The sequence below is a fragment of the Lachnoclostridium sp. An181 genome, assembly GCF_002160325.1.
Taxonomy (GTDB): domain Bacteria; phylum Bacillota; class Clostridia; order Lachnospirales; family Lachnospiraceae; genus An181.
Genome location: NZ_NFKJ01000023.1, coordinates 22,442 through 28,441 on the forward strand (window position 1 = coordinate 22,442; position 6,000 = coordinate 28,441).

General features: G+C 42.6%; 4 protein-coding genes. 3 read left to right on the forward strand and 1 reads right to left on the reverse strand.

All coding sequences use genetic code 11. The features are described 5' to 3' along the window. Positions 1–161 precede the first annotated feature (161 nt). From nifJ to B5F18_RS11285, 3 genes are all read left to right on the forward strand, one after another. The gene (gene nifJ, locus B5F18_RS11275; protein ID WP_087157757.1) at positions 162–3,698 is read left to right on the forward strand and encodes a pyruvate:ferredoxin (flavodoxin) oxidoreductase; all 3,537 of its coding nucleotides are present in this window, start codon (positions 162–164) and stop codon (positions 3,696–3,698) included. A 369-nt stretch (positions 3,699–4,067) separates the two neighbouring features. Continuing rightward, entirely contained in the window at positions 4,068–4,826 is a 759-nt protein-coding gene (aroD, locus tag B5F18_RS11280; protein WP_087157758.1) for a type I 3-dehydroquinate dehydratase, read from the forward strand. A 24-nt stretch (positions 4,827–4,850) separates the two neighbouring features. Further along, positions 4,851–5,174, forward strand: a complete 324-nt coding sequence (locus tag B5F18_RS11285) for a DUF1648 domain-containing protein (protein ID WP_087157759.1) — start codon at positions 4,851–4,853, stop codon at positions 5,172–5,174. Positions 5,175–5,314: 140 nt separating this feature from the next. Here the strand turns inward: B5F18_RS11285 and B5F18_RS11290 are convergent, their stop codons facing one another. Further along, positions 5,315–5,845: a hypothetical protein gene (locus B5F18_RS11290; RefSeq protein WP_143468419.1), complete on the reverse strand. Its 531-nt coding sequence runs from the start codon at positions 5,843–5,845 to the stop codon at positions 5,315–5,317. Between the last annotated feature and the right edge of the window lie 155 nt (positions 5,846–6,000).

Below are 6,000 nucleotides of genomic sequence, written 5' to 3' on the forward strand. Positions count from 1 at the left end.
AGAAGAATGAAAGCGAAATGCGTTTCCTTTTTTCATTGTATACAAAAAGGAACAAGCATTTCGCTTTCTCATGTTGAATTTTAATTTTCAAACGACTATAATACAGTATATATGGGAAAAACCAATAATATTCATTTATTAAAATAAGGAGGAACATACCAATGGGAAGAAAAATGAAAACCATGGATGGTAACCATGCTGCTGCTCATGTATCTTATGCTTACACAGACGTTGCGGCGATTTACCCTATCACCCCATCTTCTGTTATGGCTGAAGCAGCTGACGAGTGGGCTACCCAGGGAAGAACAAATATTTTTGGACAGACCGTACAGATTACGGAGATGCAGTCCGAGGCAGGAGCAGCCGGTGCAGTTCATGGTTCTTTGGCAGCCGGTGCTTTGACTACTACATTTACAGCATCTCAGGGATTGTTGCTGATGATTCCAAACCTGTACAAAATCGCAGGTGAGCAGCTGCCGGGTGTCATCAATGTATCTGCCCGTGCACTTGCAAGTCACGCACTTTCCATCTTTGGAGATCATTCCGACGTTCTTGCATGCCGCCAGACAGGATGCGCAATGCTTTGCGAATCCAGCGTGCAGGAGGTTATGGACCTGACTCCTGTTGCACACTGTGCAGCGATCAAGGGAAAAGTTCCGTTCATCAACTTCTTTGACGGTTTCCGTACATCCCATGAGATCCAGAAAATTGAGACATGGGATTATGAAGACTTAAAAGACCTTGTAGATATGGATGCAATCGACGCATTCCGTAAACATGCATTGAATCCAAATCATCCATGCGAGAGAGGATCCGCTCAAAACCCGGATATCTTCTTCCAGGCAAGAGAGGCTTGCAACCCTTACTATGATGCCCTTCCGGCAGTAGTACAGGAGTACATGGACAAAGTAAATGCAAAAATCGGTACAAACTATAAATTGTTCAACTATTATGGAGCAGAAGACGCAGAGCACGTGATCGTGGCTATGGGTTCTGTATGCGATACAATTGAAGAGACAATCGATTACCTGATGGCTCAGGGCAAAAAAGTCGGTGTTGTAAAAGTACGTCTCTACAGACCATTCTGCGCAAGCGCATTGGTTGATGCAATTCCGGAAACTGTAAAACAGATTTCCGTACTTGACAGAACAAAAGAGCCGGGAGCACTTGGAGAACCATTGTACCTGGATGTAGTGGCTGCTTTGAAAGGAACAAAATTCGATGCAGTTCCGGTTTACACAGGACGTTATGGACTTGGTTCCAAAGACACAACTCCGGCACAGATTGTTGCTGTATATGAGAACACAGAAAAACAGAAATTTACGATCGGTATCGTGGATGATGTGACAAACCTTTCACTGGAAGTTGGACCAGCTCTTGTGACAACTCCGGAAGGAACGATCAACTGTAAATTCTGGGGACTTGGAGCAGACGGTACAGTAGGTGCGAATAAGAACTCCATCAAGATCATTGGTGATAATACAGATATGTACGCACAGGCTTACTTTGATTATGACTCCAAAAAATCCGGCGGTGTGACAATGTCTCACTTACGTTTCGGAAAGAGCCCGATCAAATCCACATATCTGATCCATTCCGCAAACTTTGTTGCCTGTCACAACCCATCTTATGTGAACAAATACAACATGGTTCAGGAATTGGTAGACGGAGGAACATTCCTTCTCAACTGTCCATGGGATATGGAAGGATTGGAAAAACATCTTCCAGGACAGGTAAAAGCATACATTGCAAACCATAACATTAAATTCTACACCATCGATGGTATCAAGATCGGTAAAGAAATCGGACTTGGCGGACGTATCAATACAGTTCTTCAGTCTGCATTCTTTAAACTTGCATCCATCATTCCGGAAGAACATGCGATCGAGCTTATGAAAGCTGCTGCAAAAGCTACTTACGGAAGAAAAGGTGACAAGATCGTTCAGATGAACTATGATGCAATTGATGCAGGTGCAAAACAAGTTCACGAAGTACAGATTCCGGACAGCTGGAAAGACTGCGCTGACGAAGGATTGTTTACACCGGAAGTGAAAGGCGGAAGAGCTGACGCTGTAGACTTCGTTAAAAATATTCAGGCAAAAGTAAATGCTCAGGAAGGAAACTCTCTGCCTGTATCTGCATTTACAGAATATGTAGATGGTTCTACACCATCCGGTACATCCGCATACGAAAAACGTGGTATCGCGGTAGATATGCCGATTTGGAAACCGGAAAATTGTATTCAGTGTAACCGCTGTGCATATGTCTGCCCGCACGCAGTTATCCGTCCGGTTGCATTGACAGAAGAAGAGGCATCCAAAGCTCCGGAAGGATTTAAGACAATTCCGATGGTAGGTATGCCGGATATGAAATTTGCCATTACAGTTTCCGCTCTTGACTGTACAGGATGCGGTTCCTGTGCAAATGTATGTCCTGGAAAGAAAGGCGAGAAAGCCCTTGTTATGGAAAACATGGAGGCAAATGCTTATGTTCAGGAATACTTCGATTACGGAAGAGAGATTCCAGTGAAACCGGAAGTAGTGGCAAAATTCAAAGAGACAACTGTAAAAGGAAGCCAGTTCAAACAGCCATTGCTTGAGTTCTCAGGCGCATGTGCAGGATGTGGTGAAACACCATACGCAAAACTGGTTACACAGCTTTTCGGAGACAGAATGTATATCGCAAATGCGACAGGATGTTCTTCCATCTGGGGTAACTCCTCACCTTCCACACCATATACAGTGACACCGGAAGGAAAAGGACCTGCATGGTCAAACTCTCTGTTCGAGGACAACGCAGAGTTTGGATACGGTATGCTGCTTGCTCAGAAAGCGATCAGAAATGGTCTTAAGACAAAAGTAGAATCTGTTGCAGCATCAGACAAAGCATCTGATGAAGTGAAGGCAGCATGCAATGAATGGCTGGAAACATTCGGATGCGGCGCTACAAACGGTACAGCTACAGATAAATTGGTTGCAGCACTTGAAGGATGTGACTGTGATGTATGCAAAGAGATCGTAAACAACAAAGATTTCCTTGCTAAGAAATCCCAGTGGATCTTCGGCGGTGACGGATGGGCTTACGATATCGGATTTGGTGGTCTGGACCATGTACTTGCAAGCGGGCAGGACATCAACATCATGGTATTTGATACAGAAGTTTACTCCAACACAGGCGGACAGGCATCCAAAGCTACAAAGACAGGTGCAACAGCACAGTTCGCAGCAGGCGGAAAAGAAACGAAGAAGAAAGACCTTGCAGGAATTGCCATGAGCTACGGCTACGTATATGTGGCACAGATTGCAATGGGTGCTGACTTCAACCAGACAGTAAAAGCAATCGCAGAGGCAGAGGCTTATCCGGGACCATCTTTGATCATCGCTTACGCTCCATGTATCAACCATGGAATCAAGAAAGGTATGAGCAAAGCTCAGACAGAAGAGCAGCTGGCTGTTGAATGCGGATACTGGAACAACTTCCGTTTCAACCCTGCGGCAGAAGGAAACAAATTCTTCCTTGACAGCAAAGAGCCTACAGGAGATTATCAGGAATTCTTGAACGGCGAGGTACGTTACAACGCACTTGCAAGACAGAACCCTGAGAAAGCTGCAAAACTGTTTGCACAGAATGAGGAAGAAGCAAAAGACAGATATCAGTATCTGAAGAAACTGGTAACTCTCTACGCAGATGCTGAATAATCATTCATAATAGCATTTTATAAAAGTGAATATTCCCTAACCACAACGGCTTGACCTTGATGCGAGAGCGGGAAAAATATTTTTGAGGCACAGGATAAAAATCCTGTGTCTCTTTTCGTTAAGAATAAATTGTAACCAAACCATCCAATCTCAAACAAAGAAATACTTTTGGCTGATAAAACAAAGTAAATATTAAATATAATTAAAAATAATGGGACTATATAAATATGACTTGCAAAAAAATATGATGTGGACATTAGAGAAGGCTGGAAGAGATTATAGATGTTTATATTGAAAATATACATGGGGAATCGTATACTGTTTATAGATTTTACAAGAGCATAAACCGAAAGAAAAAGGGGGAGTTGGATGAAAAACGTGACAGTAAGAGGGGTTACCTTTGGAGCCGGAATCCCTAAAATCTGTGTGCCGATCGTGGGAAAAACAAGAGACGAGATCCTAGAAACAGCAAAAGAGATCCAAAAGACTCCGGCTGACATTGTGGAATGGCGCGCAGACTGGTACGAAAAGGTATTTTGTTTAGAAGAGGTAAAACAAACGGCAAAAGAGTTGAGGGAAATTCTTAAGGACATGCCGATTCTCTTTACTTTCCGAACAAAAAAGGAAGGCGGAGAGAAGGAAATCTCTATAGAGGAATATCAAAAACTCAACCTCGAAGTAGCAAAAAGTGGCTTTCTGGATCTTTTGGATGTGGAACTGTTCACAGGGGAAAAAGTGGTCCGGGAGTTAATTGATGGCATACACAGAGAGGAAAAAGTGGTGATCGCGTCCAATCATGATTTTGAAAAAACCCCGGAAAAAGAGGAGATTGTGAAGAGGCTGGATTCCATGCAAAAACTGGGTGCAGATATTGCAAAAATTGCAGTGATGCCAAGGACACAAAAGGATGTGCTGACTCTTCTTTTGTCAACTGTGGAAAAGAGCGGACAAAAAGACAGTGTTCCTCTGATCACCATGTCCATGGCAGGGCTTGGCGCCTTGAGCAGGGTCGCAGGGGAATGCACAGGGTCAGTCATGACATTTGGAGCAGTGGGAAAAACATCTGCGCCGGGACAGATGAATGTATGGGATTTAAAGAAAGTTTTAGAGGCGGTGCATCAGGCATAATACGAAAAAAAGAAGGGAAAGAATATGGCAAGCTGGTTTTTGAATAATAAAAAATCATGGTTCATCTGTATTTTTACATTTGTGATTGCAGCAGTATCCTATTGGTTTTTGCCGGACAGGATACCAATGCACTTTAACAGTCAGGGAATTGCTGACAGCTACTCAGGGAAAGTGGAAATCTTTCTGATGCCGGTCATACAGGCTGTACTGATTTTTTTTAGTGGAAGAAAAAAAGTGAAAGACTGGTTTTTGAGTATGCCTCCGTTTGCGGATGAGGTGAAATATTATCTGTTGGTTTTTGCAGTTACAGCGATGTTGCTGGCAGGGGAACTTACAATCCTTGTATAATGCCTTGGATAGAAGAATGGCAAGTACTGTCTTTGAAAAAAATAAAGATTGAAAAAAACGTGTTTATGGGACAGAGGATTTCGATGGAATTTTCTGTCCCATAAATTTTTTGAAAAAATAGGGATTTTTAGGGAAACAACTCACTGTCTGGCTGAGATTTTTTTTGCAGTCAGATGGAAAAGGACAATTCCGATGCCAGGCAGGAACAAAATAGGGATTGTTACGTATTTATTCCACTCCTGAAACATCAGATTGACGGAAAATAATGCGTTGAGTGAGCAGTAGTCGAACATCCGAATCCCAAGAATATGGACAAAAAGCGGCAGAGCAAGCAGAACACCTGTCAGTGAGGCAGCAGGGATCGTGTGACGAAAATACAAGGATAAAATAATAATGACATACAGTACAAACACTGCCATCATGAGGCGTATCGTATAGATCAGTATGATATATCCAAGCAGAGAAAGATTTCCAAACATGGAATCTGACATAGCAGAAAGCGAGCGCAGGGGTGCAAGAAGATTGGAGAAACCATACGTTTTGTGTAAATACAGTAACTGCGGGACGTAGCACGCAAGATAGACGAAAACAGTTCCAAAAAGGGAGAGGATAAGTTTTTTCGAAAACAATTTATTTCGTCCATTTGGCAGTGTACGGATTAGTTTTACCATTCCGGAGGAATACTCGGCAGTATAGTATTCAGAGAATAGGAAAGCAATGTAGTGATATAGTAAATTTGTAACAACTTGTTCGAATAATATATTATAATATTATTCAAACCAAGGAGGACATCGCTATGTCAGTACGTTACAACGAAAACTTCAAA